23 protein-coding genes are annotated in these 25,438 nt (G+C 61.9%); 11 read left to right on the forward strand and 12 right to left on the reverse strand.

Annotation, left to right across the window (positions count from 1 at the left end):
* The first annotated feature begins 138 nt into the window (after positions 1-138).
* Positions 139-2,313, forward strand: coding sequence for a cyanophycin synthetase (gene cphA, locus ACHEXL_RS09165; RefSeq protein ID WP_416559019.1), 2,175 nt, complete (start codon positions 139-141; stop codon positions 2,311-2,313).
* A 47-nt stretch (positions 2,314-2,360) separates the two neighbouring features.
* Positions 2,361-4,934: a cyanophycin synthetase gene (gene cphA, locus ACHEXL_RS09170; RefSeq protein WP_416559020.1), complete on the forward strand. Its 2,574-nt coding sequence runs from the start codon at positions 2,361-2,363 to the stop codon at positions 4,932-4,934.
* Between the two features lie 2 nt (positions 4,935-4,936).
* On the opposite strand, the gene ACHEXL_RS09175 is transcribed toward cphA (ACHEXL_RS09170), so the two are convergent.
* The 5 genes from ACHEXL_RS09175 to ACHEXL_RS09195 form a co-directional block, all read right to left on the reverse strand.
* Positions 4,937-6,109 carry an acyltransferase family protein gene (locus tag ACHEXL_RS09175; protein ID WP_416559021.1) on the reverse strand — a complete coding sequence of 391 codons (1,173 nt, stop codon included), beginning with the start codon at positions 6,107-6,109 and terminating at the stop codon, positions 4,937-4,939.
* Between the two features lie 16 nt (positions 6,110-6,125).
* Positions 6,126-7,079, reverse strand: coding sequence for an NAD(P)H-dependent flavin oxidoreductase (locus ACHEXL_RS09180; protein WP_416559022.1), 954 nt, complete (start codon positions 7,077-7,079; stop codon positions 6,126-6,128).
* Between the two features lie 31 nt (positions 7,080-7,110).
* Positions 7,111-8,901 (reverse strand): acyl-CoA dehydrogenase, encoded by a 1,791-nt coding sequence (locus ACHEXL_RS09185; protein WP_416559023.1) that lies wholly within the window; start codon positions 8,899-8,901, stop codon positions 7,111-7,113.
* A gap of 75 nt (positions 8,902-8,976) precedes the next feature.
* Positions 8,977-9,909, reverse strand: a complete 933-nt coding sequence (locus ACHEXL_RS09190; RefSeq protein ID WP_416559024.1) for an electron transfer flavoprotein subunit alpha/FixB family protein — start codon at positions 9,907-9,909, stop codon at positions 8,977-8,979.
* Between the two features lie 12 nt (positions 9,910-9,921).
* Positions 9,922-10,677 carry an electron transfer flavoprotein subunit beta/FixA family protein gene (locus ACHEXL_RS09195; protein WP_108312888.1) on the reverse strand — a complete coding sequence of 252 codons (756 nt, stop codon included), beginning with the start codon at positions 10,675-10,677 and terminating at the stop codon, positions 9,922-9,924.
* A 293-nt stretch (positions 10,678-10,970) separates the two neighbouring features.
* Here ACHEXL_RS09195 and ACHEXL_RS09200 point away from each other — a divergent pair, with 293 nt between their 5' ends.
* The 3 genes from ACHEXL_RS09200 (at position 10,971) to ACHEXL_RS09210 (ending at position 13,854) form a co-directional block, all read left to right on the forward strand.
* A complete protein-coding gene (locus tag ACHEXL_RS09200; RefSeq protein ID WP_416559025.1) occupies positions 10,971-11,987 on the forward strand; it encodes a TRAP transporter substrate-binding protein in 1,017 nt (338 codons plus the stop codon).
* A gap of 95 nt (positions 11,988-12,082) precedes the next feature.
* The gene (locus ACHEXL_RS09205) at positions 12,083-12,565 is read left to right on the forward strand and encodes a TRAP transporter small permease (protein ID WP_416559026.1); all 483 of its coding nucleotides are present in this window, start codon (positions 12,083-12,085) and stop codon (positions 12,563-12,565) included.
* On the forward strand, positions 12,562-13,854 hold the full coding sequence (locus ACHEXL_RS09210) for a TRAP transporter large permease (RefSeq protein WP_416559027.1): 1,293 nt from the start codon (positions 12,562-12,564) through the stop codon (positions 13,852-13,854). The genes ACHEXL_RS09205 and ACHEXL_RS09210 overlap by 4 nt, the downstream gene beginning before the upstream one ends.
* A gap of 71 nt (positions 13,855-13,925) precedes the next feature.
* On the opposite strand, the gene ACHEXL_RS09215 is transcribed toward ACHEXL_RS09210, so the two are convergent.
* The 3 genes from ACHEXL_RS09215 to ACHEXL_RS09225 are packed head-to-tail and all read right to left on the reverse strand — an operon-like array spanning position 13,926 to position 16,979.
* Positions 13,926-15,200: a mechanosensitive ion channel family protein gene (locus ACHEXL_RS09215; protein ID WP_291924326.1), complete on the reverse strand. Its 1,275-nt coding sequence runs from the start codon at positions 15,198-15,200 to the stop codon at positions 13,926-13,928.
* Positions 15,188-15,988: an enoyl-CoA hydratase gene (locus tag ACHEXL_RS09220; RefSeq protein ID WP_416559028.1), complete on the reverse strand. Its 801-nt coding sequence runs from the start codon at positions 15,986-15,988 to the stop codon at positions 15,188-15,190. Before ACHEXL_RS09220 ends, ACHEXL_RS09215 begins: the two co-directional genes overlap by 13 nt.
* Before the next feature lie 37 nt (positions 15,989-16,025).
* Positions 16,026-16,979 (reverse strand): histone deacetylase family protein, encoded by a 954-nt coding sequence (locus tag ACHEXL_RS09225; protein WP_416559029.1) that lies wholly within the window; start codon positions 16,977-16,979, stop codon positions 16,026-16,028.
* Between the two features lie 219 nt (positions 16,980-17,198).
* On the opposite strand from ACHEXL_RS09225, the gene mltB reads away from it, so the two are divergent.
* The gene (gene mltB, locus ACHEXL_RS09230; RefSeq protein ID WP_416559030.1) at positions 17,199-18,329 is read left to right on the forward strand and encodes a lytic murein transglycosylase B; all 1,131 of its coding nucleotides are present in this window, start codon (positions 17,199-17,201) and stop codon (positions 18,327-18,329) included.
* A gap of 12 nt (positions 18,330-18,341) precedes the next feature.
* Entirely contained in the window at positions 18,342-18,563 is a 222-nt protein-coding gene (locus ACHEXL_RS09235; RefSeq protein WP_416559031.1) for a TIGR02450 family Trp-rich protein, read from the forward strand.
* A gap of 12 nt (positions 18,564-18,575) precedes the next feature.
* On the opposite strand, the gene ACHEXL_RS09240 is transcribed toward ACHEXL_RS09235, so the two are convergent.
* Positions 18,576-19,100 (reverse strand): hypothetical protein, encoded by a 525-nt coding sequence (locus ACHEXL_RS09240; protein WP_416559032.1) that lies wholly within the window; start codon positions 19,098-19,100, stop codon positions 18,576-18,578.
* A 150-nt stretch (positions 19,101-19,250) separates the two neighbouring features.
* The gene (locus ACHEXL_RS09245) at positions 19,251-20,171 is read right to left on the reverse strand and encodes an SDR family NAD(P)-dependent oxidoreductase (protein ID WP_416559033.1); all 921 of its coding nucleotides are present in this window, start codon (positions 20,169-20,171) and stop codon (positions 19,251-19,253) included.
* Between the two features lie 140 nt (positions 20,172-20,311).
* On the opposite strand from ACHEXL_RS09245, the gene ACHEXL_RS09250 reads away from it, so the two are divergent.
* Both ACHEXL_RS09250 and ACHEXL_RS09255 read left to right on the forward strand, forming a co-directional pair.
* Entirely contained in the window at positions 20,312-21,190 is an 879-nt protein-coding gene (locus ACHEXL_RS09250) for an NUDIX hydrolase (RefSeq protein WP_416559034.1), read from the forward strand.
* A 49-nt stretch (positions 21,191-21,239) separates the two neighbouring features.
* Positions 21,240-21,605: an Hpt domain-containing protein gene (locus tag ACHEXL_RS09255; RefSeq protein WP_291924316.1), complete on the forward strand. Its 366-nt coding sequence runs from the start codon at positions 21,240-21,242 to the stop codon at positions 21,603-21,605.
* Here the strand turns inward: ACHEXL_RS09255 and ACHEXL_RS09260 are convergent.
* Entirely contained in the window at positions 21,596-22,573 is a 978-nt protein-coding gene (locus tag ACHEXL_RS09260; RefSeq protein WP_416559035.1) for a tRNA dihydrouridine synthase, read from the reverse strand. The genes ACHEXL_RS09255 and ACHEXL_RS09260 overlap by 10 nt on opposite strands.
* Entirely contained in the window at positions 22,573-23,091 is a 519-nt protein-coding gene (locus ACHEXL_RS09265) for a GNAT family N-acetyltransferase (RefSeq protein ID WP_416559036.1), read from the reverse strand. Before ACHEXL_RS09265 ends, ACHEXL_RS09260 begins: the two co-directional genes overlap by 1 nt.
* A gap of 92 nt (positions 23,092-23,183) precedes the next feature.
* On the opposite strand from ACHEXL_RS09265, the gene ACHEXL_RS09270 reads away from it, so the two are divergent.
* Both ACHEXL_RS09270 and ACHEXL_RS09275 read left to right on the forward strand, forming a co-directional pair.
* Complete coding sequence (locus ACHEXL_RS09270) at positions 23,184-24,050, forward strand: c-type cytochrome (RefSeq protein ID WP_416559037.1); 867 nt, start codon at positions 23,184-23,186, stop codon at positions 24,048-24,050.
* Positions 24,047-25,378 (forward strand): c-type cytochrome, encoded by a 1,332-nt coding sequence (locus ACHEXL_RS09275; RefSeq protein WP_416559038.1) that lies wholly within the window; start codon positions 24,047-24,049, stop codon positions 25,376-25,378. Before ACHEXL_RS09270 ends, ACHEXL_RS09275 begins: the two co-directional genes overlap by 4 nt.
* Positions 25,379-25,438 lie beyond the last annotated feature (60 nt).

Consider the following 25,438-nt stretch of genomic DNA (forward strand, 5'->3'; position numbering starts at 1 on the left):
CCAAACGGCCGGCGAGACAAGAAAACAACCATGGATGTCGCCCACGACTGCACCCGAACTGCCCATGCATTTCCAAAAATCCAGAGCAAGCACCAGCGCCATGATGGGCGGGTCATTGTATAGCCGCCCTTTTCACGCATGAACGCCAAAAACATCCAATTTCTGCGCATGACCCATCTGCGCGGCCCCAACATCTGGACTTACCGTCCAGTCATGGAAGCGCTGATCGACATCGGCGACCTGGAAGACGCCCCCTCCAACACCTTGCCCGGCTTCAACGAACGTTTGAAGGCCTGGTTGCCCGGGCTGATCGAGCACCGCTGCAGCGTGGGTGAACGCGGCGGCTTCTTGCAACGGCTGGCGCAAGGCACCTGGGCCGGTCACGTGCTCGAACACGTGGCACTGGAACTGCAAACCCAGGCCGGCATGCAAACCGGCTTTGGCAAAGCCCGCGAAGCCGGTCCCCGGGGCGTCTACAAAGTCGTCATCCGCACACGCCATGAAGCGGTCAGCCGCAGCGCCCTCGAGACCGCCCGCGACCTGATTCTGGCCGCTATTGAAGACCGGCCCTTTGATGTGCCCGGTGCGATCAATAGCCTTAAGCAGATGGTCGACAGCCTGTGCATCGGCCCCAGCACGGCCAGCATCGTGGACGCGGCGGGTGAAAGAGGCATTCCCGCCATCCGCCTCAATGACGGCAACCTGGTGCAATTGGGCCATGGCGCACAGCAGCGCCGCATCTGGACCGCCGAAACCGACCGCACCAGCGCGATCGCCGAGGGCATCTCCAAGGACAAGGACCTCACCAAACAACTGCTCAGCATGTGTGGCGTGCCTGTGCCCTCTGGCCAGATCGTGGACAGCCCCGCTGCCGCTTGGGCCGCCGCGCAGGACATTGGCCTACCCGTGTGCGTCAAACCCACAGACGGTAACCACGCCCGTGGCGTTTCTCTGGAACTGTCCAAACAGGAAGACATCGAAGCCGCTTACGACATTGCCCTGGCCGAGGGCAGCGAAGTCATCGTCGAAAGTTTCATCCGCGGGGAAGAACACCGCCTGCTGGTGGTTGGCGACCAGGTGGCCGCAGCCAACAAAGGCGAAACCGCCAGCGTGGTGGGCGATGGCGTGCACACGGTGGCCGAGCTGATCGAGTTGCAGATCAACTCCGACCCTCGCCGCGGCGAAGAGGAAGACTTTCCACTCGACACCATTCGGCTCGACGAGCACACCACCTCGGTGCTGGAGCTCAAACGCCAAGGCCTGACAGCCGACAGCGTGCCCGAAAAGGACCGGGCCGTGTTGATCATGCGCACGGGCAACATGGCGCTGGACGTGACCGATGAAGTCCACCCCGAAGTGGCTGCGCAAGCCGTGCTGGCCGCACGCGTGGTGGGCCTGGACATCGCGGGCGTCGATCTGGTAGCGCAAGACATCTCGCAGCCCCTGGCTGCACAAGGTGGCGCGATTGTTGAAGTCAATGCCGGCCCCGGTTTGCTGATGCACCTCAAACCCGCTGTGGGTCAGCCCCGCCCGGTAGGCCAGGCGATCGCCAACCATTTGTTCCAGCCCACAGAGACCGGCCGGATTCCGGTGGTGGGCCTCATGGGCGACGGCGACACCACCCGACCCGCCAAACTGGTGGCTTGGCTGCTGCACCTCAAAGGCCTGTACACGGGCCTGGCCTGTGCCGATGGGCTGTACATGAACCAGCGCCAGCTGCAAAGCCAGGGCGGCATGGATTGGGACAACGCCCAGCGCCTGTTGATCAACCGCTCGGTCCAAACGGCCGTTTTCGAAAGCGATGTCCGCCATCTGCTGGCCGAAGGCTTGCCCTACGACCGCTGTCAGGTCGGTGTGGTCACACGCATGCCCAAGGCGCAAGGTCTGGACGATCTGTATCCGGGCAGCGACGAAAAAATGCCCACTTATGTGCGCACCCAGGTCGATGTGGTCTTGCCCCATGGCACTGCCGTGCTCAATGCCGCCGATGCGCAAGTCGCAGAGCTGGCCAGCTACTGCGATGGCAGTGTGATCTTTTATGCCGACGATGAAAACAACCCGCGACTTGCGGCGCACCGCGCCGAAGGCGGCCGCGTGGCTTTCTGGCGCGATGGGCAACTGGTCTTGGGTGAAGGCCAGCGCGAGTCGCTCGTGCTGTCGGCCAAACGACCCGCCGTGGCGCGTCTGCTGCAAGACGGCAAGCTGAACACCGACGACATGCTGATCGCCGCCAGCGTGGCCTGGGCGCTGGACATCAGCACGGACCTCATCCGTGCTGGCGTCAAAAGCTTCGGCCAGAACACCTCTCACTAACACCCGACGAGCCCTTCGGCCTTACCGCATCACAGGAATCCTGGTTCATGGAAGTGTCAAGAATTCGCGCACTGCGCGGCCCCAATCTGTGGAGCCGTCACACGGCCATTGAAGCCATCGTGACCTGCCCCGAGGCCGAACGCAGCCTGGCGCCCAATCACCCGATCGAACAGCGCTTGCGCCGCATCTTCCCCGAAGTCGGCCCCATCGAGGGCAGCCGCCCGGGCCAAGCCCCCTCCATGGCGCACGCCCTCGAAAAAGTCACGCTGGCCCTGCAAGCGCAAGCCGGCTGCCCCGTGACCTTCAGCCGGACCACGGCCACCGAAGAATCGGGCGTTTACCAGGTGGTGGTGCAGTACTCCGAAGAGGCGGTGGGCCGCCTGGCGCTGGAGCTGGCGGAGCAGCTGTGCAAAGCGGCCATGGCCTCCCATGGCTTTGACCTGGAAAACGCCTTGGCCCAGCTGCACGAGCTGGACGAAGACGTGCGCCTGGGGCCTTCCACCGGCTCGATCGTGGACGCGGCCGTGGCCCGAGGGATTCCATTCAGACGCCTGACCGATGGCAGCCTGGTGCAATTTGGCTGGGGCTCGCAGCAGCGGCGCATCCAGGCCGCTGAAGTCGACTCCACCAGCGCCATCGCCGAATCGATTGCCCAGGACAAGGACCTGACCAAAAAGCTGCTGCACGCGGCAGGTGTGCCTGTGCCCTTGGGTCGCCCTGCGCAAACGCCCGACGAAGCCTGGGCCATTGCCCTGGAAGTGGGCCTGCCCGTGGTGGTCAAACCGCAAGACGGCAACCAAGGCAAAGGCGTGACGGTCAACATCACCGAACGCTCGGCTTTCGACAATGCCTACGCCACAGCCGAGCGCTATGGCACCGTGATGGTTGAAAAGTTCCTGCCCGGCCACGATTACCGCCTGCTGGTGGTGGGCAACAAGCTGATCGCTGCGGCCCGCCGCGAGCCCCCCTTGGTGGTGGGCGATGGCAAGCACACGGTGCGCCAGCTGGTGGATCTGGTGAATGCCGACCCCCGTCGCGGCACAGGCCACTCCACCTCGCTGACCAAGATCCGGTTTGACGACATCGCCATTGGCCGTCTGCACGCCCAGGACCTGGAGCCCGAATCGGTGCCCGAAAAAGGCCGCCGTGTGATCTTGCGCAACAACGCCAACCTCTCGACGGGCGGCAGCGCCACGGATGTGACCGACGACGTGCACCCCGAAGTGGCCGCCCGGGTGGTGGAAGCTGCGCAAATGGTGGGCCTCGATATTTGCGGTGTGGACGTGGTCTGCGAATCCGTGCTGCGCCCCTTGGAAGAGCAAAACGGTGGCATCGTCGAAGTCAATGCCGCCCCGGGCTTGCGCATGCACATCAGCCCGTCTTATGGCAAGGGCCGCGATGTGGGCAACGCGGTCATTGACCAGATGTTCCCGAACGGTGCCACAGGCCGCATTCCCGTGATCGCGGTGACGGGCACCAACGGCAAAACCACCACCGTGCGCCTGACGGCCCACCTGCTCAAGGCGCAAGGTCTGCGCGTGGGCATGACCAACACCGATGGTGTTTACGTCAATGGTCGCCAGACCGACTCGGGCGACTGCAGCGGCCCGCGCAGTGCCCGCAATGTGCTGATGCACCCCGATGTGGACGCTGCCGTGTTCGAGACCGCCCGTGGCGGCCTGCTGCGCGAAGGTTTGGCCTTTGACCGCTGTAACGTGGCCATCGTGACCAACCTGGGCGGTGGCGATCATCTGGGCTTGAACTACATCACCACGCTGGAAGACCTGTCGGTCCTCAAGCGCGTGATCGTGCTCAACGTGGCGCAAAACGGCATGGCGGTGCTCAATGCCGCCGATCCGGCCGTCGCCTCCATGGCCCCCCATTGCCCGGGCGATGTGACCTTTTTCGCCCTCGATGGCAACCAGCCCGTGCTGGCGACACACCGCGCACAAGGCAAACGCGTGGTGTTCACCGAAGACGGTCACATCGTGGCCCAAAAGGGCAAGCAGGTGTTCCGCATCCCCCTGTCCCAGGTGCCCCTGACCCGACAAGGCCAAATTGGCTTCCAGACGGAAAACGTCATGGCCGCCATCGGTGCGGCCTGGGCGGTCGGTGTGCCTTGGGAAGCCATCGCTCAGGGTGTGGCCACCTTCATCAGCGACATCCAGGGCGTGCCCGGCCGTTTCAATGTGTTTGACTACCGGGGTGCGACCCTGATTGCCGACTACGGTCACAACCCGGACGCCATCCAGGCGCTGGTGCAGGCCATCGACAACATGCCCGCCGAAAAGCGCATGGTGGTCATCAGCGGCGCTGGGGATCGGCGCGACCAGGACATCCGCGACCAGACCAAGATTCTGGGCCAAGCCTTTGATGAAGTCTTGCTCTACCAGGATGCCTGTCAACGCGGCCGGGAAGACGGCGAGGTGATTGCTCTGCTGCGCGAAGGCCTGCAAGGCGCTGTGCGCACCACACACGTCCAGGACATCCAGGGCGAGTTCAACGCCATCGACATCGCTCTCTCTCGCCTGTCAGCGGGTGATTTGTGCCTGATCCTGATCGACCAGGTGGAAGAAGCCCTGGCCTACATCACCGAAAAAGTCAAAGCCTCGGAAGCCTGACTTCAGGCCGGGTTGATGAGCAGGGCCAGCGCTACGCTGGCCTTGAACACCCCGGCCCACAGCCACCACCGCCACCAAGTCGGTGCGTGGCGCTCGACCAAACGGTAGAGCAGTGCACCACACAGCACGGACAGCAGCAAGGCGATCAGCATGCCCAGCACGTTGGCCCACAAGGCCTCGGGCCACAGCGCCGTGACTGCTGCATTTACGAGCAGGCTGACACCAAAATGGATCAGGAAGACCGAGTAAGACACCCTGGACAAGCAATGCACCATCTGCTGCGCTGCTGAAAACCGCAGCGCGTCGCCAGAAAACCAGCGGGCTGGGACAGCGATCAGCAAACAGGCGATGCCCAAGGACACCGCCACGCGCCAACGCGGCTCCAGCCACCAGGCCACCCCGCCCAACACCAGCAGCAGCGCCCAAACACCCCATCGCTGGCTCGACCCTTGAGGCAAGCTGGCACGCCGCCGCGCTTCCCAAGCCAGCAAACCCAGACCATAAGCACCAAAAAAATACAGCCCATGGTCGTCCAGATCGGGGGGCAGGTTCCACCACCACAAGGACGCACAGGTCAAACCCAGCCACAGGCCCCAACGCCAAGCCTGCGCCGAGTGCGGCGACTGCGCATGGCCACAGAGCTTCACCACCATCAGGCTGAGCAGGGCCATCGCATACAACTGAAAGTCGATGGCCACATACCAAATGCCCGCCGACAAGGCCTCCAGATCCAGCATATGCTGCAGCAGCACCATGTGCGCCAGCGCCTGACCCCACTCAGGCGGTGCAGACAGGCTGGGATGGTCAAAATCGGGGCGAAGCCATTCAGTGACCAGCACCGTGAAGCTGAGCGCGGCCAGCAAGGGAATGGCCAGGCGCAAATAACGCTGCCATGCCAGCTTCAGGGCCTCGGACGGAGAGAGGGATGCGTAACGCGCCAGACTGCCCGCCGTGAGAAATCCCGCGCACACCAGGAAAAACTGAACCGCCAGACGGCCATGGTCATAGAGCCAGCTGACCGCTGCAGGCCAGGCGATGGCGACCACATCCGACATGGGCCCATAAAACGCCATGTGGTGCAACACGATCAGCAAACAGCCGGAAGCCTTGATCGCATCGATCAAAAAAGAGCGCCCCGAAGGGCGCTGCTGGATGCTCTGCAAAACGGGACTCAACAAAGCGTGCGGTGGCTCACAGTGCCAATCGGGCACGTGCCGCCTGGTATTGGGCCTTGAGCTGGGCCACCAGATCGGCGGTGCTTTGCACCGACTGGATCGCACCAATGCCTTGGCCGCAACCCCAGATGTCTTTCCAGGCTTTCTTGGCGTCACCACCAAAGTTCATCTTGCTCGGGTCGGACTCGGGCAGGTTCTCGGGGTCCAGGCCTGCCGCACGGATGGACGGGGCCAGGTAATTGCCGTGCACGCCCGTGAACAGGTTGCTGTAGACGATGTCGTCCGAATTGCAATCAACGATGGCTTGTTTGTAGTCTTCGGCCGCACGCGCTTCGTGGGTGGCAATGAAGGCCGAGCCAATGTAGGCAAAGTCTGCACCCATGGCTTGCGCAGCCAAAATGGCGTCGCCCGATGCGATCGAACCCGACAAGGCCACCGGACCATCGAACCACTGGCGGATTTCCTGAATCAGGGCAAACGGGCTTTTCACACCCGCATGGCCGCCAGCGCCGGCCGCAACAGCGATCAGGCCATCCGCGCCCTTTTCGATCGCCTTGTGCGCGAACTTGTTGTTGATGATGTCGTGCAGCACCACACCGCCGTAGCTGTGCGCGGCCTGGTTGATCTCTTCACGGGCGCCCAGCGAGGTGATGATGATCGGCACCTTGTACTTCACGCACATGGCCATGTCGTGCTCCAGGCGGTCATTGCTCTTGTGCACGATCTGGTTGATGGCAAAAGGCGCAGCGGGCTTGTCCGGGTGGGCCGCGTTGTAGGCTGCCAGCGTCTCGGTGATCTCGGCCAGCCAGTCTTCGAGTTGCGCCGCTGGACGGGCATTGAGCGCCGGCATGGAGCCGACCACACCCGCTTTGCACTGCTCAATCACCAGCTTGGGGTTGCTGATGATGAACAGGGGCGATGCGATGACGGGAAATGGCAGGTTCGCGAGCACAGGGGGCAGCTTGGACATGGAGTCTCCTTGAATTTTTTTGTGATCGGTTTCAGAAAGCGTCCAGCGCCATCGCGGTCACGCTGCCTGCACCTTCGACGATGCTGTCGCGGATGCCGGGGGCCTTGGACAGGATGTGGTCGGCATAGAAACGCGCTGTCGTCACTTTAGCGGCCATGAAGGCGGCGTCTTGCGCTTGCGCCTCGGGTGTGATGGCCACCAGCAAGGCGCGGCCCATTTGCCAACCGGCCATCAGGTTGCCCGCCAGCATGAGGTAAGGCACGCTGCCTGCAAACACGTCGTTGGGGTGGGCCTTGGTGTTGCCCGCCACGAAGTCGACCACGTCCACAAAGGCTTCACGGGCGGCTTTGAGGCGCTTGGCCACGGCCTGCGCATCAGCGTGGCCCGATGCGGCCAATTCACTTTCGGTTTGGGCCACTTGTGCAGCCAGCGCCTTGGCGGTCTGGCCGCCATCGCGTGCGGTCTTGCGGCCCACCAGGTCGTTGGCCTGAATGGCGGTCGTGCCTTCGTAAATCGTCAGGATCTTGGCATCGCGGTAGTACTGCGCCGCACCAGTTTCTTCGATGAAACCCATGCCGCCGTGCACCTGCACACCCAGGCTGGTGACTTCCAGGCTCATCTCGGTGCTGTAGCCCTTGACCAGCGGCACCATGAATTCGTAAAAGGCCGCGTTTTGCTTGCGCACTTCGGCATCGGGGTGGTGGTGCGAGGCGTCGTAGGCCGCAGCGGCTGTGGCTGCCATGGCGCGGCAGCCCTCGGTGTAGGCCCGCATGGTCATCAGCATGCGGCGCACATCGGGATGGTGAATGATGGGGCCGGCACCGGGCAAGCTGCCGTCCACCGGGCGGCTTTGCACGCGGTCGCGGGCGTACTGCACGGCACGCTGGTACGAACGCTCGGCGATCGCAATGCCCTGCACACCCACCGCATAACGGGCGGCGTTCATCATGATGAACATGTACTCCAAGCCGCGGTTTTCCTGGCCGACCAGATAACCAATGCCGCCACCGTGGTCACCGAACTGCAGAACGGCCGTGGGGCTGGCCTTGATGCCCATCTTGTGTTCGATGCTCACGCAATGCACGTCGTTGCGCTCACCCAATGAGCCGTCGGCCTTGACCATAAACTTGGGCACCACGAACAGGCTGATGCCCTTGACGCCTTCGGGAGCGCCTTGCACACGGGCCAGCACCAGGTGCACGATGTTCTCGGCCATGTCGTGCTCACCGTAGGTGATGTAAATCTTGGTGCCGAAAATCTTGTACGTGCCATCGGGCTGGGGCTCGGCGCGGGTGCGTACAGCGGCCAGGTCCGAGCCCGCTTGCGGCTCGGTCAGGTTCATGGTGCCGGTCCACTGGCCGGAGATCAGCTTTTCCAGGTAAGTGGCTTTGAGTTCGTCCGAGCCTGCGGTCAGCAGCGCTTCGATCGCGCCATCGGTGAGCAAGGGGCACAACGCAAAAGCCATGTTGGCCGAGTTGAGCATTTCGCCGCAAGCCGCGCCAATGGTTTTGGGCAGGCCTTGGCCACCAAAGTCGGCCGGGTGCTGCAGACCTTGCCAGCCGCCTTCGGCGTACTGCTGGTAAGCCTCCTTGAAGCCGGGCGTGGTCGTGACGCCGCTGCCATTGTGGAACGACGGGTTTTTGTCGCCTTCCCAGTTTAGCGGCGAGATCACGTCCTGGTTGAGCTTGGCGCACTCCTCCAAAACCGCTTGCGCGGTTTCCAGGCCGGCATCTTCAAAGCCGGGAATCTGTGCGATCTGGTCGATGCGGGCCAGGTGCTCGATGTTGAAAAGCATGTCCTTGAGGGGTGCGATGTAGCTCATGAAAGTCTCCTGTCAGTCTGGGGTCGGGTACAAAAAAGACCTCTCAGGGAGGCCTTTTTTGCAGTCATCAAATGATCACAGTGCTTGGGTCAATTCAGGCACTGCAGCAAACAAATCGGCTTCGAGGCCAAAGTCGGCCACGCTGAAGATGGGGGCTTCAGGGTCCTTGTTGATCGCCACGATCACCTTGGAATCCTTCATGCCCGCCAAGTGCTGGATCGCACCCGAGATGCCGGCGGCGATGTACAGCTGCGGCGCGACGATCTTGCCGGTCTGGCCCACTTGCAGGTCGTTCGCGGCGTAACCGGCATCGACCGCCGCGCGGCTCGCGCCAATGGCCGCGCCCAGCTTGTCGGCCAGCGGCGTCATCACTTCACTGAACTTCTCGGCGCTGCCCAGAGCGCGGCCACCCGAGACGATGATCTTGGCGGCGGTGAGTTCGGGGCGGTCGTTCTTGGCGATCTCGCTGCCCTTGAAGCTGCTCTTGCCGCTGTCGGCCTGCGCTGCGGCAGTTTCCACGCCAGCGCTGCCACCTGTGGCGGCTGCGGCGTCAAAACCTGTGGTGCGAACGGTGATGACTTTGGTGGCGTCGGTGGACTGCACCGTGGCCATGGCGTTACCGGCGTAGATCGGGCGCTCGAAGGTGTCGGCCGAGATGACTTGCGTCACATCGCTGATTTGGCCCACATCGAGCTTGGCCGCCACGCGGGGGGCGACGTTCTTGCCTGCGGCAGTCGCGGGGAACAGGATGTGGCTGTAGCTGGCTGCAATGGCGAGCACTTGAGCGGCGACGTTTTCGGCCAGGCCATGGGCCAGGGCTTCGCTGTCGGCGTGGATCACTTTGGCCACGCCAGCAATCTGGGCAGCGGCTTGAGCTGCAGCAGCGGCGTTGTGGCCAGCGACGAGCACATGCACATCACCACCGCAAGCGGCAGCGGCGGTGATGGTGTTCAGGGTGGCGCCTTTGATGGAGGCGTTGTCGTGTTCTGCAATAACGAGGGATGTCATGTTCTTCGGTCCTTAGATCACTTTGGCCACGTTCTTCAGTTTGTCCACCAGGGTGGCGACATCGGGCACCTTGATGCCGGCGCTGCGCTTGGCGGGCTCGGCCACCTTCAGGGTCTTGATGCGGGGGGCCACGTCGACGCCCAGATCTTCCGGCTTGAAGGTGTCGAGTTGCTTTTTCTTGGCCTTCATGATGTTGGGCAAGGTCACGTAGCGCGGCTCGTTCAGGCGAAGGTCGGTGGTCACCACCGCAGGCAGGCTGATGCTCAGCACTTCCAGGCCGCCGTCGATCTCGCGGGTCACTTGGGCTTTGCCGTCCACGATCTCGACCTTGGAGGCGAAGGTGGCTTGGGGCAGGTCGGCCAATGCGGCCAGCATTTGGCCGGTCTGGTTGCAGTCGTCGTCAATGGCTTGCTTGCCCAGGATGATCAGGCCGGGTTGCTCTTTGTCCACCAGGGCCTTGAGCAGCTTGGCCACAGCCAAAGGCTGCAGGTCCAAGTCCGCTGGCGTCTCGACCAGGATGCCGCGGTCGGCACCGATGGCCATGGCGGTGCGCAAGGTTTCCTGGCACTGGGTCACGCCGCACGACACCGCGATCACTTCGGTTGCAAGACCCTTTTCTTTCAGGCGCACGGCTTCTTCAACGGCGATCTCGTCAAAGGGGTTCATGCTCATCTTGACGTTGGCAATGTCCACGCCCGAACCATCGGACTTCACGCGGACCTTGACGTTGTAGTCCACCACCCGCTTGACGGGAACGAGAATTTTCATGACAGCATCTCCATTGATATGAAACCAGCGACGTTTCAAAACGTCATTGAGAGGGAACTCGCTTGACGTTGACGTAAACGTCAATTGTGCATCAAAACACTTTCAAAAAGCCACGCGCGACGGCAAAAAAGCACGGTCGTTCGAATTCTAGCGTGTCCTTTTTCTTGAATCCGCACATCCTACCCCCGGGAATTCACCGACCAATCGGTTGGGGAATCAGGGTTAGCATGGGGTACGTTCTGAGCCAATCCAGATTAGATTATGTTTTGTAACCAATTTGATGGAGCATTCCGATGAAGAAAACCCTGATTTCCATGGCAGCAGTGGCCCTGACCAGCTTGGCTGGCGTAACGCAAGCACAAACCGTGTTGACCGTGTCCAGCTGGCTGCCACCGACACACACGGCCAGCATGGCCCAAAAAGAATGGTGCGACCTACTGACAGAAAACACCAAAGGCCGCATCAAGTGCAACATCTTGCCCCGCGGCGTCACGCCCGCGCCCGGCACTTACGATGCGGTCAAGAACGGTTTGGCTGACTTGTCCTACACCGTGCACGGCTACACGCCCGGTCGCTTTGTGATGACACAGATGACCGAATTGCCATTTTTGGGTAACAGCGCCGAAACCATCTCTGTGGCGTTGAGCCGTGTGAGCAGCAAGCACCCCGAATTTGCAGCCGAACATCAAGGTGTCAAGGTCCTGACCTTGTTTTCGCACGGCCCTGGCATCGTCTTCAACACCAAGCGTGCCATCGCCAAAACCGATGACCTCAGTGGCCTGAAGTTCCGCGTCGGCGGCGGCATGGTCAACGACATGTCCAAAGCCTTGGGCATGAATGTGACCCTGAAGCCAGCACCGGACTCTTATGAGCTGCTGTCCAGCGGCGTGATGGACGGCACCCTCTTTCCCGCCGAGTCCACCGAGTCCTTCCGCATTGACAAAATCATCAAGCACGCCACCACCTTCCCGGGCGGCCTGTACAACACCAGCTTTGTGTTCATGATGAACCAGGCCAAATACGACAAACTCTCGCCCGAAGACAAGAAAGCTGTGGACGCCATTTCTGGCGAAACGGCCGCACGCATCTTTGGCCGCGGCTGGGACAAAGTGGATCGCCGCGCCTTCGGCTTGATGCAAGCCAACGGCGTGCAAGTGACCAAGGCCGACGCCAAATTCGTCGCTGAGATCAAAGCCAAAACCGCACCGCTGGAGCAAGGCTGGATCAAGGCCGCTGAAGACAAGGGCTTGAAGAACGCTGCCAAAGTGCTCAGCGAGTTCCGCGCCGAGATCGCCAAACTCGAAAAGTAAGCAGCAACACCATTTGAGCTGGTAGGCTGAAAACCAGCCCACAGCGGTATCCGCCCTGACCGGCAGATACCGCTTTTTCGTATCAAGGAAGAATTTTGAAAAAACTATTGGAAACGTCCTGCGGCATCCTGGCAGGACTGGCCCTGTTTGCCATCATGGTCTTGACCTTCTTGGATGTGAGTGGTCGAAAAATGCTGAGCCATTCCATCACGGGTTCTCTGGAGCTGACCGAGCTCTTAATGGTGGTGGTCATTTTTGGCGCCCTGCCTCTGGTCTCAGAGCGTGGTGAACACGTGGTGTTTGACTCCCTGGACGCGCTCTTTCCCGACGCCTTGAAAAAAGTGCAACGCGCACTGGTGCATTTGCTGTGCGCTGCCGCCTTGATGGGGCTGGCTTGGCTCATGTGGCAAACCGGCTCTGACTTTTCGGCCAGCGGTGAAACCACAGCGCAACTGAAAATTATCAAAGCGCCTTTCATTTACGGCATGGGCGTGCTGTGTGGCTTCACGGGTTTGATCCACCTGAGCATGATGTTCAAGCCCCTGGACCATGAAGATACCGAAGGAGGCGTGCTGTGATCGAAGCCCTGATTGGATTTGCTGCCATTTTCGGTTTGGCATTACTGCGTGTGCCACTGGCCTTCTCGATGGGCTTGGTCGGCCTGGTCGGCATTGGCCTGACGCGGGGCTGGATGCCCGCCATGGCCAGCACTGCGCAAGTGGTCTACGACACCGGTTTTGCCTACACGCTGTCGGTCATTCCCTTGTTCATCTTGATGGGCAACTTTGTGGCACGCGCAGGTCTGGCGCACGAGCTGTTTCATGCCGCGTACACCTTCATCGGCCACCGCCGAGGTGGCCTGGCCCACGCCACGATCGCCGCTTGCGCAGGCTTTGGCGCCATCTGCGGTTCATCGATTGCCACCGCAGCCACCATGAGCAAGGTGGCTTACCCCTCCATGAAAAAGCTCGGCTACAGCGATGCCTTATCCACGGGCGTCATCGCAGCGGGCGGCACCTTGGGCATCATGATCCCGCCGTCCACCATCATGGTCATCTACGGCATCATCACCGAAACCCACATCGGCAAACTGTTCGCAGCAGGCGTGATCCCCGGCATTCTGACGGCCATCCTGATGATGGGGGCCGTGGTGGTGATGACCTCACGCGACCCCGAGCACGCGCCAGCGGGCGAAAAATTCACCTGGACAGAGCGCTGGGCCGCGCTTCGCGGCATCTGGGGCGTGTTGCTGCTGGTGGTCGTTGTTCTGGGCGGTATCTATGGCGGCTTCTTCACCGCCACGGAAGGCGCGGGCATGGGGGCCATGGGCGCCTTTCTGTTTGCCTTGGCACGCCGGGCGCTCAACTGGAAAAGCTTGTTTGAAGTGCTGGTCGAATCTGCCCGCACCACCGCCATGTTGTTCACCTTGCTGATCGCTGCCACGATTTTTGCCAACTTTGTGAACTTCACCAGCATGCCAATGGAGCTGAAAGAGTGGATCACCCACCTGGGCTTGTCACCGATCATGATCGTGGCCGCCATGATGATGATCTACATCCTGCTGGGCACCGTGATGGAAGAACTCACCATGGTGCTGTTGACCATTCCACTGTTCTTCCCCATCGTGATCCAGCTGGGTTTTGACCCGGTGTGGTTTGGCGTGCTGATCGTGATGGTCATCCAGATCGGTCTGATCTCGCCACCAGTGGGCATGAACCTGTTCGTGCTCAACACGCTGCTGCCCAAAGTGGGCTTGGTCACCATCTTCCGTGGGGTGTGGCCACTGGTGCTGGTACTCATCATCACCTTGGGCATCTTGCTGGCCTTCCCAGGTCTGAGCCTGTGGTTGCCGTCCATGATGGATTGATCGCCTCGGTCTGAGCAAGAAAAAAGGCACACCCTGCGGTGTGCCTTTTTTCATTCGATCGACGCAGGTCTTCAGGACTTGACCGGCATGTGCACCACACGCTGGGGAAAAGGAATTTCAATCCCATGTTCGCGCAGGGTGCTCAAAATGGCGCGGTTCACGTCGGACTTGAGGTTAAGTTGCCCGCTGGTGGGGTCTTCGTACCAATAATTCACCGTGAACTCCAGCCCATCGGCACCAAAAGCCGACAAAGCCACCAAAGGCGCGGGATCGGCCAGCACCCGGGGTTGGGCCTGGCAGGCTTGCTGCAAGAGTTCAATGACCTGATCGACCGGGGCATCGTAGGCCACCGACACGGTGGTGCTTTGCGCGACTTTGGCATCGGCCAGCGAAAGGTTTTCCACCCGCTGAGTGATCAGCATTTCGTTGGGCACGATGGACTCGCGGCCAGTGGGTGAGCGGATCACGGTGTAGCGGGCCTTGATGTCGGTGATGCGGCCCTCAAAGTTGTCGACCTTCACCATGTCACCAATGCGCATGCTGCGCTCGGCCAGGATCACAAAACCACTCACGTAATTGGCGGCCAGTTTTTGCAGGCCAAAACCAATGCCCACACCCACCGCGCCACCCAGCACCGACAGCGCCGTGAGGTCAATGCCCACCGAAGACAGCGCCAGCAGCAAACCGACAAACATCAACAAGGCACGCACCGTGTTGCTGATGACCTTGCGCAAGGACAAGTCGCTGCCCGTGGCCGATTTGAGCAAACGCGACTCCAGCGCCGCAGAGATCCACAGCGTGACGATCAACACCGCACCTGCCGTGAGCGCCCCCTCGATCAGGGTACGCACCGACAGCATGGAGCCGCCGACCTTCCAGCGAATCTGGTCCAGCTCCTCCAACATCAAGGGCAGGATGCCCGTGACCCACAGCACCACGGCCAGCCAGGCGATCCAGGAAATCGTGCGCTCCAGCACCCGCACAAACGGGGCTGCACCAAACGCCACCTGCAAGACCTTGACCCCAAAACGGATCAAGGCCAAAGAGATGCAAACGGGCAGCAAAATGCCAAACAAGGCCACCGGATGGTCGGTGGTCAGCAAGGTGCGGGCAGCAAACATCAACCCCAGCAAAACCGCGGGGAACAACACACCGTCAATCAAGCGCTTGCCCAGCAAAATTGACAGCTCATGCCCTGCAAAAGCCTTGCGTACCCCCCAAACCACCAGCCAGGACAAGGCCACAGAGCCCGCGAAAGCGGCCAAAACCTGAAGCGACTCGGCGCGAGCCAAGGTCTCCAGCCAAGCCAGCGGATCGGCAATGTGCAAAGACTTCATGCCCGCCATGTGGGTGTCCTTTTCTCGATGAAGGCCAACACGCCCTCTTGCGCCACATCGTTCATCATGTTGCAGGCCATGGTTTGGCCGGCCAACTGGTAAGCGGCTTCAATGCCCATTTCGCGCTGTTGGTAAAACAAGGCCTTGCCCAAACACACCGCTTCACGCGGTTTGGCCAAAATAGCCTCCACCAAGGCATCGACCTGAGCGTCCAGCTCGGCCGCTGCACACACGCGGTTCACCAAGCCCCGGCTTTGCGCCTCGGCCGCAGAAATGAAGCCCCCCGTGAGCAGCATTTCCATGGCCTGCTTGGCGTGCATGTTGCGCACCAGCGGCACGCTGGGCGTGGCACAAAACAGGCCCACGTCGATGCCATTGACGCCGAAGGTGGCACTGTCCACCGACACCGCCAGATCACACTGCGCCACCAGCTGGCAACCCGCTGCGGTGGCCAAGCCTTGCACGCGGGCGATGACGGGCACAGGCAGCTTCTGAATGGCCAGCATCATACGCGTGCATTGGGCAAACAGCTTTTGGTAATAGGCCAATTCGGGTTGTGCCCGCATTTCTTTCAGGTTGTGCCCAGCACAAAAGGCTTTGCCTGCAGCCCCCAGCACCACCACACGGGCCTGTTCGTCCTGCGCGATGGCATCCAGGGCTTTTTGCAAAGCCGTCAGCATCGCCTCGCTCAAGGTGTTGAAGCTGCCAGGGTTGTTCAGCGTCAGCCTGTGCACACCACGCGCATCGCGCTCGTGCAGCAGCAAATCGTGAACATTGGGAGTGTTTGAATCGGTCATGGCTTCGATTGTGCCAAACCCTCACCTCCAGCCCTTGTCAAACGTCGGCCAAGACGCGCAAGTGCGCTTCCACACTGCGCCCCAGCGCACTCAGGTTATAGCCACCTTCCAGACAGCTCACGATGCGGCCTTTGGCATGGCGCTGCGCCACCTCCTTGATGCGGTGGGTGATCCAGGCGTAGTCTTGCTCCACCAAGCCCATTTGGCCCATGTCGTCTTCGCGGTGGGCGTCAAAGCCCGCGCTGATGAAGATCAGCTGGGGCTTGTGCGCCTCCAGGCGCGGCAGCCACATCATGTCGATCAATTCGCGGATGTCCATGCCCTTGGTGTAGGCGGGCACAGGCAGGTTGACCAGATTGGCCGCATTCGATGTCGAGCCGCCTTCCGGGTAAAACGGGTGCTGGAAAAAGCTCACCATCAAGATGCGCTCATCGCCCGCCACGATGTCCTCGGTGCCGTTGCCGTGGTGCACATCGAAGTCCACGATCGCCACACGTTTCAGGCCATGGCGCTCCAGCGCGTACTTGGCGGCAATGGCCACGTTGTTGAAAAAACAAAAACCCATGGCCTTGTCGCGGCAAGCATGGTGCCCCGGGGGACGCACGGCGCAAAAAGCGTTCTCCAGCTCGCCGGCCAGCACCGCATCGGTGGCGTCGATGGCTGCGCCTGCCGACAACAAAGCCGCGTCCCAGGTGTGGGCGTTGATCAGGGTGTCCGGGTCCAAGGCGGTGTGCGAGGGTCCGCCTGCGGCCATGTCTTCGCGCAGCACATCGCCCAACCCGCGCAAGGCGGCGACATGCATGCGGCCATGGGCCAGTTCAATGTCGGCCAGGGCCGCTGGGGTGGGCTGCCTGCGTTGCAAGGCCATGTCCAGCCCGGTGATCAGCAAACGGTCTTCAATGGCGCCGAGGCGCTCCGGGCACTCGGGGTGCCCTGCGCCCATTTCGTGTTTCCAGCAGGTGGGGTGTGTGAAATAGCCTGTCGCGCCCATACGGCTTGTCTTCCTGCATACCAGCCAGGGGCTGGTGCTGTTGGTTTTCTTGAGAACTTCAAATTTGCAGGTTTCAGCTTATCACGCCCACGCCACGCATCGCTCGATGGCCTGCGCGGGCTCCATTAAACTGGGCACCGCATGATTTTTCTCCCTCACCCCTCGAAAACGCCCCCGCGGCACCGCCTCCACGCGGTTTTAACCCTCTTGTTTTGTCTCATGCTGCCTTTGGCATGGCTGGGCAAGGCACAAGCACAAAGCACCAAAAATTCACCCGACAAGCCTGCTCGTCAAGCGGGCACCAAAGCCAAAAAGAAAAACACCCAAGCCAAGCCCCCATCCGCCGCCCAGCGCCAGCGCCTGGCCCGCAAAACTGCGGCCACGGTCGGCGTACCCCTGACCGAAAATCCCGAAGTCTCCCTCTGGGCACAAGATGCCGCCACGCGCCTGCAACTCGATCCGGCTTGGGTTCAGCAAACCCTGGCCCTAGCCCAACGCTTGCCTGTGGTGGAAAAACTGGTCCTGCCCCCGGCCAGCCCCGTGGCCAAAGACTGGGGCGCTTACCGCGCCCGCTTCATCGAGCCCGTGCGCATCCAGGCCGGACAGCGTTTCTGGCGCCAACACCAGGCCACCTTGGCGCGGGCCGAGCGCAAGTACGGCGTGCCTGCAGCCATCATCGTCGGCATCATCGGCGTGGAAACGCTCTACGGCCAAAACACCGGCAACTTCCGCGTGGTGGACGCCTTGGGCACACTGGCCTTTCATTTCCCGCTGGCCCACCCCCGAGCCGCAGACCGCCAAGCCTTCTTTCGCAGCGAGCTGGAGCAGTTTTTGTTGTTGACATCCCGCAGCGGCGCAGACCCACTGGCCATCCGCGGCAGCTACGCCGGGGCTTTGGGTTTGCCGCAGTTCATGCCCTCGAGCTGGGCCAAATTTGCGGTGGATTTTGATGGCGATGGCCGCATCGACCTGTTCGGCAGCCCTGCGGACGCCATCGGCTCTGTGGCCAATTACTTCAAGGCCTTCCAGTGGCGCACCGGCATGCCCACGCACTACCCCGTCACCTTGACCCCAGGCCAGACCGACATGGACACCCTGATGGCACCCGACATACTGCCCACCTTCAGCGTGCCCAGTTTTGTGGCCAAAGGCGCGGCCCTCGAAGGCGCAGCCCTCAACCACAGCGGGCCACTGGCCCTGATCGAGCTGCGCAACGGCCCCAACGCACCGAGCTACGTGGCCGGCACCGAAAACTTCTACGTCATCACACGCTACAACTGGAGCAGCTACTATGCCATGGCCGTGATCGAGCTGGCCGAGGCGGTGGGGCGTGAGATGAACAAGCCCTGAGGGCCTTCACCCATGAACCCGCTGAACCCGAAAAAATTGCTGCTGACCAAATGGACAGCGGTGAAACCCGTGGCTAAGCAAAAGCACTTTTTGGTCAGCCGGGTGATTCAACCCGAGCAGCCCACCGACCCGATCGAATTGGTGGAAATCGAAGCGGTTTTCTCCAAGGCCACGCAGGTGATCGCCTGGCGTGAACTGCAGGACGACAGCATCTGGCGGCAAGGATGGGTTTGAATTGCGATGACCCTACGACTTGAGCGTGAGCAACACTTTCAACGCATATAAAAAGAACAGAGCACCCAGCAAGTCACCGACGAACATAGGCCAGACATCCACCATAAAGCTGGCACCATCTCGTTGCAATGTCCACCAAACCAATTGATGGAAGACAGCATTGAACAGGGCATAAATCAATGCATATTGAATTAACACAGAGCTGGTTAAGACCGTCAGACCAGCGTCAATTTGCCCGCGCCAACGCATCAGCAACAAGGCAAACCATACACCAAATCCTGATGCTCCGGCAGTCAGTAAAAGGACCGTGCCGTTCATATCTCCCATGTGGAGCAGGTTGATCACAATGGTCGCCGCAAAGATGCCCAAAGCGCCATTCAGTCCTGCCACCAAAACAAGCACCACACGCAAGCCTGCCGGCAAATAGAACCAGTTAACACCGGATACATGCTCGGTGAACTGAAAAAGCCACCCCTGAACCGCATAACCTAGCCAGTACAAAACCGCTGCCAAAGATATCAAAACAGCGGTTTCCATTTGTCGTCTCACCATGTCGCCTCCTGTTTTTAACAGTGTGCAGACACTTGATTGACATCAAGCTGACCCAACTGACTTTTTCTAGGCTTGTATGTGTGGTGACATGCTCCCTTTTGCAAACAGGGTGGCTATTTGCCCGCCCGTAGCCGTTTAAGCCTGCGAATGCCCATGCGCCTTCATCGCCTTGCCCACTTCCAGCGCTCCCTGCTCTGAGCCCGAGCGTGGCACCAGCTCGCCTTGACGGTCGGTGACTTGCGCCATGGCTGCAGCCAGGCGCTCGGCGGTGTCCGGGCCTGTGCCCAGGTGCACACCCTGGGTCAGGGTGATGTGTGCCACCTCGAAGCTGCCGGCACCTGCGCAGATGATGGTGCGGTTGGGCGCGTCCTCGCTGGCCATGACCAGCATGGCGGGCACCACGGCGCTGGGGTCCAGCGCTTGCAGCACGGCCTCGGGCATCAGGCCTTCGGTCATGCGGGTGGCGGCGGTGGGGGCCAGGCAGTTCACGCGGATGTGGTGTTTCTCGCCCTCGATCGACAGGGTTTGCATCAAGCCCGCCAGCGCCATCTTGGCAGCACCGTAGTTGGCCTGGCCGAAGTTGCCGTACAGGCCGCTCGATGAGGTGGTCATGACGATGCGCCCGTAGTTTTGCGCCTGCATGAGGGGCCACACCGCCTTGGTGCAGTGCACCGCACCCATGACGTGCACATCCATCACCAGCTTGAAGTCGGCCAGCTCCATCTTGGCAAAACTCTTGTCGCGCAAAATGCCCGCGTTGTTGACCAGAATGTCCACCCGGCCCCAGGCGTCCACCGCCTGCTGGACCATGGCTTTGACGGCCTCATAGTCGGTGACCGATGCGCCGTTGGCCATCGCTTCGCCACCCGCTGCACGGATTTCGTCGACCACGGCCTGCGCGGCCGACACCGAGCCGCCCACGCCGTGCACATCGCCGCCCAGGTCATTGACCAGCACTTTGGCCCCGCGTGCAGCCAACGCCAGCGCGTGTTGCTTGCCCAAACCGCCCCCTGCGCCCGTGACGATGGCGACGCGGCCTTTGAAATCGATGCTCATGTGGTCTTCCTTGATTGAATGCGTGTGAATGGGTGACAGGGCACGACGACACCATCTGATAATCTGGCCGCTGTCTGAAAACTCGCCCGACTTTAAAACAAGCAGCCCCGAGGCTGTGTTGCACGATTGACACCTGCGCCATGGAACTGAACCACGACATCATCACCACCCCGCCGCTGGACTCCGCATCGGTGGTCTTGCTGCGCGACAGTGCGCAGGGCCTCCAAGTGCTGCTGCTCAGGCGGCACCAGGCCTCCAACGTGCTCGGCGGTGCCCATGTGTTTCCGGGGGGCAAACTGGACCTGGCCGACCAAAGCCCGGCCTTGCTGACCAAACTCAGCCAAGACCCGGCCATCTTGCACCAGCGGCTGGCCGAGCCCGACCTGAGCACAGAGCGTGCAGCGGGCCTGTTTGTGGCGGCCATTCGCGAGGCCTTTGAGGAGTGCCGCATCCTGCTGGGGCAGACCGGCACGGACTTGCAAGATCTGTCCGCGCTGCAAAGCGCTTTGGCCAGTGGCCAAAGCTGGTCAGAGGCGTTTCAAAGCCTGTCGCTGCGCCTGCGCACCGACGCGCTGGTGCCCTGGACGCGCTGGATCACGCCGCGGCAGGCCTCGGTGACCCACAAACGCTTTGACACCCGTTTTTTCATGGCCCGCGTGCCCGAAGGCCAAACCGCCGAACACGACAATTTTGAGGCCACCGAAACCCTGTGGATCACCCCTCGCGAGGCACTGATCCGGTATTGGGACCGCCAAATCGAGTTGGCCCCGCCGCAGATCATGGGTCTGGTGCAGTTGGCCAGGCACACGGACACCCACAGTGCGCTGGCCGAAGCCCAGAGCCGCCAGCCGCCCGTGGTGGAGCCCGAACCTTTTGAACAAGACGGCATCCGGACCATTTGTTACCCCGGTGACCCCCGGCACTCGGTGCAGCAGTCGGCGTTTCCTGGCCCGACCCGCCTGATGTTCAAAAACAAACGCTTTGAGCCAGAGACGGGTTTGGCGGGTTTGCTTGATTAGAATCAGGTCTATTACAATTTGTAACCTTTATGGATACGCCCCTGCCTGTATGAGCCAAGCTGCTGCCCCTGTTTATCTGTCCGTCGAACGGGCCATGGAATTCATTGGCGACGCCAACGGGGTTTTGTCACTTCTGAACACCTTGCACCAAACCCTGGGCGAAGACCTGCCCAAAATTCAGGCCATGCTGGACAAAGACGATATGCATGGCGTCAACCGCCTGTTGCACCAGCTCAAAGGCTTCACCCCGGTGTTTTGCGTGGACAGCTTGGTGGAGCTGGTGGTCAGCGTTGAAAACCTGAGCAAGCATGGCGACTCAAACGATATCCGCGCCGCTTACAGCCGCCTGGCCCCTCAACTGGAGCAGCTACGCAGCGAAGTGGCCACTCACCTGAGCCTGCACGCTCAAGCCTGAGTGGCCAGCCACTGGTCGATCTTGGCCGGGTCGTGCAACAAACGCAGCTGATCAAAAGCTTCCTGGGCCTCCGGGTACACCCGGCGCAAATAATTGAGCCATTGCTTGAGCCGCCCAGCCCGATGGCGCGGCGCTACCCGCAGGGCAATGCCCTGCCAGAACAGCCGCATCAAACCCACAATTTGCACCCACGTCACGGCACTTGATGCCGCGCCGCTGGCCATGGCGTCGTGCTGTGCAATCGCCAAAGCCAGGCCCGGATCGGCCACCATGCCGCGCCCGATCATCAGACGGTCACACCCGGTCACCTCGCGGCAACGCAAGGCATCCGCCAAAGTCCAGATTTCGCCATTGGCCACCAAAGGCATGCGCACGTGCTGGCGCAAATCGGCAATGCGCTCCCAATAGGCGGGTGGGCGGTAACCATGGGCCTTGGTGCGGGCATGCACCACCAAATCGCTGGCCCCGGCGGCTTCGATGGCCAAAGCACACTCTTCTGCGCGGCTGTCGTCGTTGTAACCCAGCCGCATCTTGGCCGAGACCGGGATGTGCGCAGGCACCGCCCGGCGCACGGTCGCCACGATCTGGCCCACCAGCTCGGGCTCGTCCAGCAGCACGGCACCACCGCGGTGCTGGTTCACGGTTTTGGCAGGGCAGCCAAAGTTCAAATCAATGCCCGCGGGCGCCAGCTCGGCCAAAGCCGCGGCATTGGCCGCCAAATAATCGGGGTCAGACCCCAATAACTGCACCCGCACAGGCACGCCCGCCACGGTGCGGCTGCCATTGAGCAGCTCCGGCGCGACCCGGATGAAAGCGCGGCGCGGCAGCACAGTGTTGGTGACACGGATGAATTCGGACACACACAAATCCACCCCGCCGACCCGCGTGAGCATGTCGCGCAGGGTATGGTCCAGCAGCCCCTCCATGGGGGCCAGCAGGATACGTGCCCCAGAAGGTGTCAGGGTCATCAGCCCAGCTTGCGCTTGAGGCGCACTTCTTCGACCTTCACACCGCCAAGCGGCACGGTGCGGGCGGTGTTCATCTCGCGCTTGAAGCCGGCCAGGTCATGAAAGCGCAAGGTGCGCTCGTGCAGCAGTGGCAACCAGACCGTCACATCGGTGCAGTCTTCGTCTTCCAACCCTTCGCGGGCGGCGTCCCACAAGGCCAGGCCAATGCCTTGGCCAATGCGGTCGGGGGCGGCGTAGATGGCCCAGATTTCGCCTGTGGTGTTTTTGCTCTTGGGGTCGCGCGAGCGGTCAAAGCCCACAAAACCCACGATCTCCCCGCCATCCACGGCCACCATGACTTGCGGCTCGCCGTACTCGATCGCCTCTTTCCAGAACGACACGCGTTTGGGCATGGGCGTGGCGTCCCAATGGGCATCGGGCACTTGGCCTGCGTAAGCGGCGCGGCAGGCGCTGACATGCAAAGCAGCCACGGCGGGAGCATCTTGGAGGGTGGCGAATCGGACTTGGATATCGGACATGGCTTGGTCAGAAAAAGAAAAACAACGCACCTTGGCCACGGGGCTTTCGGCGCAAAACCCGACATTGTCGCCGCTTCGGTTATCTTCAACCCATGAGGACGTTCACAAGCAGTCAGATTTTCACCGCACCCGGGTTGGCCGTTCACCTGGATCACCCCGCCCCAACCCGCTTGCGCCAGCGCAACGCCGGGTTTTTCAACGGCCTGATCAAAGGCCTCTTTTGGGCCGCCGCTGCCTTGTGCGCAGGCCCGCTGAGTGCCCAAGCCCCTGCCCGTTTTGCAGACGACATGGCCGAGCGCACCCGCGCCTGCACCGCCTGCCATGGCGACCAAGGCCGCGCGGGCCCCGATGGTTATTACCCTCGCCTGGCAGGCAAGCCGGCCGGTTACCTGCACAACCAGCTGCGCAATTTCGCGCAAGGTCGTCGCCATTACGAACTGATGGCCCGCCTGGTTGACCCTTTGACCGACGAGTATCTGGGCGAGATGGCGCAATATTTTTCGGAACTGAAATTGCCCTACCCTGCACCCACGGCCAACAACACCATCACGCCCGAGCGCCTGGCCAAAGGCCAACAACTGGTCACGCAAGGCGACGCCACACGCGGCCTGCCCGCTTGCACCCAATGCCACGGCGTGCGCCTGACGGGCGTGCAGCCCAACGTGCCGGGGCTCTTGGGCTTGCCGCTCGATTACATGAACGCGCAGCTGGGCGCCTGGCAAACCAAGCAGCGCCGTGCCCACGCGCCCGACTGCATGGCCGAGATCGTCAAGCGTATGCCCTCTGAAGACCTGATCGCCGTGTCCAGCTGGCTGGCCCGCCAGCCGCTGCCTGCCGACACACGACCGGCCGAACGCCCACCTGACGGCCCCGCCTTGCCTGAAGCCCTGCGCTGCGGCAGTGCGCCTGAGCTCTCGGCCACACGCTCAGCCCCAGCCCAGTCAGGGGGCCGACCATGACCAACGCTTTGCTCAAGATGCATCCGGTCAAACGCCTGGGCTGGGTCACGCTGGCCAGCCTGCTGGTGCTGGCTCTGGGTGTGATGTGGGACAACTGGGGCGACCTGCTGAGACCGCAACCCCAAAACACAGCCCTCACAGCCCCGGCCACCGAAGCTGAGATCGAACAAGGCCGCTACCTGGCCCTGGCGGGCAACTGCATGGCCTGCCACACCACCCGGGGCGGCACACCTTTCGCAGGCGGCCGCCGAATCGACACCCCCTTTGGCGGCGTGTACAGCAGCAACCTCACGCCCGACCCCGAGACGGGCTTGGGCCGATGGACAGCGCAAGACTTCTGGCAAGCCATGCACCGGGGTCGCTCCAAAGATGGGCGCTTGCTGGCACCGGCTTTCCCGTACAACCACACCAGCGTCATCACGCGCCAAGACAGCGACGCGATTTTTGCCTGGCTGCGCACCCTGCCCCCTGTGGTGCAGGCCCAACCGGCGCATACCCTGGTTTGGCCCGTGGGCACGCAGCCCGCGCTGGCCGTTTGGCGCAGCCTGTTTTTTGAGCCCAGCCCCTTCCAGGCCGACAAAGCACAAACCACCGAATGGAACCGGGGCGCCTACCTGGTGCAAGGCCTAGGCCACTGCGCCGCCTGCCACAGCCCGCGCAACGCCCTGGGCGCCAGCGGCGCGGTGAACGACTTGTCGGGCGGCCTGATGCCCGTGGCCAACTGGTACGCGCCCGACCTGACGCGAGACACCGAAACTGGCCTGGCCAGCACGCCCCTGCCCGAGATCGTGCGCCTGCTGCGCACAGGCGCGTCCAACACCGCCCAAACCAGCGGCCCGATGGGCGAAGTGGTGCAACACAGCCTGCAGCACCTGCGCGAAGCTGACCTGCAAGCCATGGCGGTGTACCTGCAGTCCCGTGCCCAGAGCTCGGCTCAGCACACTGCAAAAACCCCACCCGCCCGCATCAGCCTGCAAGTGGCCACCCAGGGTGCCAAGGTCTACGAAAAACAATGCCTGCAATGCCACGGTGAACAGGGCGAGGGCGTCAAAACCGCGTCGGGCGAGGTGGCCTACCCCGCCTTGGCTGGCAACCGAGCCGTGCTGCTGAACGACCCCACCAACTTGGTGCAGCTGGTGCTGTACGGTGGCTACGGCCCCGCCACCCATGGCCACCCCCGCCCCTTTGGCATGCCGCCTGCGGTGCTGGAGCTCGACGACCGCGACATCGCAGCCGTGCTGACCCATCTGCGCACCCGCTGGGGCCACCAGGCGGGCGAGGTCACGCCCTTGCAGGTGAACCGGATTAGGGCAGCGCAAGGCAGCTGAGCCCTGTTTGGCGCCTTGTCATCTGCGGCACCGCGTATTCGCGGTGCCGCCCCTAACATG

The organism is Limnohabitans sp. YIMB22184 (genome assembly GCF_048020265.1).
GTDB lineage: Bacteria > Pseudomonadota > Gammaproteobacteria > Burkholderiales > Burkholderiaceae_C > Limnohabitans_A.

What these genes read in the sequence shown, in the direction of transcription:
- cphA (WP_416559019.1), top strand. Translation starts at nt 139, where the DNA reads ATGAACGCCAAAAACATCCAATTTCTGCGCATGACCCATCTGCGCGGC.
- cphA (WP_416559020.1), top strand. Translation starts at nt 2,361, where the DNA reads ATGGAAGTGTCAAGAATTCGCGCACTGCGCGGCCCCAATCTGTGGAGC.
- ACHEXL_RS09180 (WP_416559022.1), bottom strand. Translation starts at nt 7,079, where the DNA reads ATGTCCAAGCTGCCCCCTGTGCTCGCGAACCTGCCATTTCCCGTCATC.
- ACHEXL_RS09185 (WP_416559023.1), bottom strand. Translation starts at nt 8,901, where the DNA reads ATGAGCTACATCGCACCCCTCAAGGACATGCTTTTCAACATCGAGCAC.
- ACHEXL_RS09190 (WP_416559024.1), bottom strand. Translation starts at nt 9,909, where the DNA reads ATGACATCCCTCGTTATTGCAGAACACGACAACGCCTCCATCAAAGGC.
- ACHEXL_RS09195 (WP_108312888.1), bottom strand. Translation starts at nt 10,677, where the DNA reads ATGAAAATTCTCGTTCCCGTCAAGCGGGTGGTGGACTACAACGTCAAG.
- ACHEXL_RS09200 (WP_416559025.1), top strand. Translation starts at nt 10,971, where the DNA reads ATGAAGAAAACCCTGATTTCCATGGCAGCAGTGGCCCTGACCAGCTTG.
- ACHEXL_RS09215 (WP_291924326.1), bottom strand. Translation starts at nt 15,200, where the DNA reads ATGGCGGGCATGAAGTCTTTGCACATTGCCGATCCGCTGGCTTGGCTG.
- ACHEXL_RS09220 (WP_416559028.1), bottom strand. Translation starts at nt 15,988, where the DNA reads ATGACCGATTCAAACACTCCCAATGTTCACGATTTGCTGCTGCACGAG.
- ACHEXL_RS09225 (WP_416559029.1), bottom strand. Translation starts at nt 16,979, where the DNA reads ATGGGCGCGACAGGCTATTTCACACACCCCACCTGCTGGAAACACGAA.
- mltB (WP_416559030.1), top strand. Translation starts at nt 17,199, where the DNA reads ATGCTGCCTTTGGCATGGCTGGGCAAGGCACAAGCACAAAGCACCAAA.
- ACHEXL_RS09235 (WP_416559031.1), top strand. Translation starts at nt 18,342, where the DNA reads ATGAACCCGCTGAACCCGAAAAAATTGCTGCTGACCAAATGGACAGCG.
- ACHEXL_RS09240 (WP_416559032.1), bottom strand. Translation starts at nt 19,100, where the DNA reads ATGGAAACCGCTGTTTTGATATCTTTGGCAGCGGTTTTGTACTGGCTA.
- ACHEXL_RS09245 (WP_416559033.1), bottom strand. Translation starts at nt 20,171, where the DNA reads ATGAGCATCGATTTCAAAGGCCGCGTCGCCATCGTCACGGGCGCAGGG.
- ACHEXL_RS09250 (WP_416559034.1), top strand. Translation starts at nt 20,312, where the DNA reads ATGGAACTGAACCACGACATCATCACCACCCCGCCGCTGGACTCCGCA.
- ACHEXL_RS09255 (WP_291924316.1), top strand. Translation starts at nt 21,240, where the DNA reads ATGAGCCAAGCTGCTGCCCCTGTTTATCTGTCCGTCGAACGGGCCATG.
- ACHEXL_RS09260 (WP_416559035.1), bottom strand. Translation starts at nt 22,573, where the DNA reads ATGACCCTGACACCTTCTGGGGCACGTATCCTGCTGGCCCCCATGGAG.
- ACHEXL_RS09265 (WP_416559036.1), bottom strand. Translation starts at nt 23,091, where the DNA reads ATGTCCGATATCCAAGTCCGATTCGCCACCCTCCAAGATGCTCCCGCC.
- ACHEXL_RS09270 (WP_416559037.1), top strand. Translation starts at nt 23,184, where the DNA reads ATGAGGACGTTCACAAGCAGTCAGATTTTCACCGCACCCGGGTTGGCC.
- ACHEXL_RS09275 (WP_416559038.1), top strand. Translation starts at nt 24,047, where the DNA reads ATGACCAACGCTTTGCTCAAGATGCATCCGGTCAAACGCCTGGGCTGG.